Source organism: Acetobacter okinawensis JCM 25146 (genome assembly GCF_000613865.1).
In the GTDB taxonomy this organism is placed as follows: domain Bacteria; phylum Pseudomonadota; class Alphaproteobacteria; order Acetobacterales; family Acetobacteraceae; genus Acetobacter; species Acetobacter okinawensis.
In genome coordinates this window covers 1-1,855 of the sequence record NZ_BAJU01000102.1, presented here as the reverse complement: position 1 = coordinate 1,855, position 1,855 = coordinate 1, and the positions used below count along the sequence as shown (strand labels likewise).

The 1,855-nt window shown below is 52.7% G+C and carries 3 protein-coding genes and 1 pseudogene; all 4 read right to left on the bottom strand.

All coding sequences use genetic code 11. The features are described from left to right. Window positions 1-109: pseudogene (locus tag JCM25146_RS25290) on the bottom strand (DUF3363 domain-containing protein); the annotation flags it as partial. 251 nt (window positions 110-360) lie between these two features. Beyond that, complete coding sequence (locus tag JCM25146_RS15855; protein ID WP_025829265.1) at window positions 361-1,044, bottom strand: response regulator; 684 nt, start codon at window positions 1,042-1,044, stop codon at window positions 361-363. Continuing rightward, window positions 1,041-1,544 carry a sensor histidine kinase gene (locus JCM25146_RS24360; RefSeq protein WP_025829263.1) on the bottom strand — a complete coding sequence of 168 codons (504 nt, stop codon included), beginning with the start codon at window positions 1,542-1,544 and terminating at the stop codon, window positions 1,041-1,043. Before JCM25146_RS24360 ends, JCM25146_RS15855 begins: the two co-directional genes overlap by 4 nt. A gap of 26 nt (window positions 1,545-1,570) precedes the next feature. Continuing rightward, on the bottom strand, window positions 1,571-1,855 hold a 285-nt coding region (locus tag JCM25146_RS24355), incomplete at its 5' end, for a histidine kinase dimerization/phospho-acceptor domain-containing protein (RefSeq protein WP_035373004.1).

The following is a 1,855-nucleotide window of genomic DNA, read 5'->3' as shown; positions in this document are numbered from 1 at the left end:
TCGACAGGCCGGACTTCACGCGTCGCACGTTGGACTGGGACAGCACCAGCCGGTTGAACGGAATGTCACGAGAGGAACTCAGGCTGATTTTGGGAATAGCGGTCGCCATGGCGAAAAAACTCCATGACGGGCGGACAGGAGACTCTCCCCTACCCTCTCAACCCGTCACGAAAATTCGCGCAGCCCTCTGACTCTGACTACTACACTGAGACAAACCCGAACCCTCTTTTCCGATAGAAAATGTCGGCAATGGGGGAAAGAGGTAGGCCCGGTTTTCGACTAAGATTAGCCTGAAGCAGGCCTAATTTATTTCAATTCATGAAATTAATATTGATATATTTAGAGAAAATAAGGAATTTTTTAAAGTTGAACCAGTCGATATCCTACACCAGTTTCAGTGATGATATGACGTGGTCTCTCCGGGTCGATCTCAATCTTCTGCCGTATCTGCCGGATATAAACACGAAGTTGCTGAACATCGCCCGTTGCCCCCCATAGCTGACTCATGATGGTCTGATGGGTTAGAACCCGTCCGACGTAACGAACAAGCATGCGCAGGATATCCCACTCCCTTGGCGAAAGCCTGATTTCACTTTCATTCCGAAATATCTGACGGCGCACGAGATCAATGCTCAAACCGCCCGATACGAACAGCGGGACGGTCCCTTCCTGCTGTAACGCATGTCGTAACGCGTTACGCATGCGGGCCTCCAGTTCAGCCATGCTGAACGGCTTGGTCACATAATCATCAGCTCCTGCTTCAAGTGCAGCGACTTTGCCTCGCTCATCATCACGGACAGAGAGGATCACGACAGGTAAAGTCGGATGGACTTGCCGCAGGCGCCGAAGGACTTCCACTCCGTCTATATCCGGCAACCCCAGATCAAGCACGACGACGTCTGGGACAGCGTCCGCTACCATGCGCAAGGCCATTTCACCCGTCCGCGCTTCCATCACACGCCAAGTCTGACTGCCAAGGGCGGTCCTGAGGAGGCGTCGAATGGCAGGCTCGTCATCCACAACCAAGACCGATGGATCGCTCATTTCTTATGTTTCTCGGCTAGAGGAAATATCATTATCAACTCTGCTCCGGAGCAACCCTGTCGATTGCGCGCCACAATCGTTCCCCCCATGGCTTCGATGAAACCCCGAGTGATCGCAAGACCCAGACCGGTTCCTGGACGAGACCGATCTGCAGATTTGAAACGTTTGAATTTACTGAAAGCCGCTTCCGGATCACGAACAGAAAATCCCTCCCCTCCATCCGTGACACGAATAAGCAGAGTATCAGCGCCGGAAGATGCTGTAACGACTATTTTCGTGCCGGGAGGCGTGTATTTTCCAGCGTTGTCAAGAATATTGAAAAGTGCCTGCTCCAGAAGAACATCGTCCAGAAGTGGCATCGGCAAATCGGGTTCAATGATCATTGCTGTTTCATGACCACAAAGCAGACGAGCAGCGCGGGAAAGAGCACTGGCGATCACTTCGCCAACATCCACACGCTCCTTACGTGGCTGGAGCGCTCCCGCTTCAAGACGGGTCATGTCAAGCAGATTAGCGACGAACCGGTTCAGCCGCTCAGCTTCATCGTGAATGGTCGCAAGCAGTTCCTGACGTGCAGTATTATCGAGTTTATCGCCATAACTTTCAAGCTGGATGTTGCGCCCAGAATAGAAGCCAGAGGCGTTCTCAGATCGTGGGAAATAGACGTCAAAAGAGCCCCCCGTAGTTTGTCGGTTTCGGCATCGAGGCGTGCCTGATCCAACTCTTTCGCCAAAAGGACGCTTTCGATGGCGGATGCAGTTTGATCCCCCAGTGCGTCTAGCAGCCCCTGCTGTTCCACATCGAGAATGGG

What these genes read in the sequence shown, in the direction of transcription:
- JCM25146_RS15855 (WP_025829265.1), bottom strand. Translation starts at nt 1,044, where the DNA reads ATGAGCGATCCATCGGTCTTGGTTGTGGATGACGAGCCTGCCATTCGA.
- JCM25146_RS24360 (WP_025829263.1), bottom strand. Translation starts at nt 1,544, where the DNA reads ATGACCCGTCTTGAAGCGGGAGCGCTCCAGCCACGTAAGGAGCGTGTG.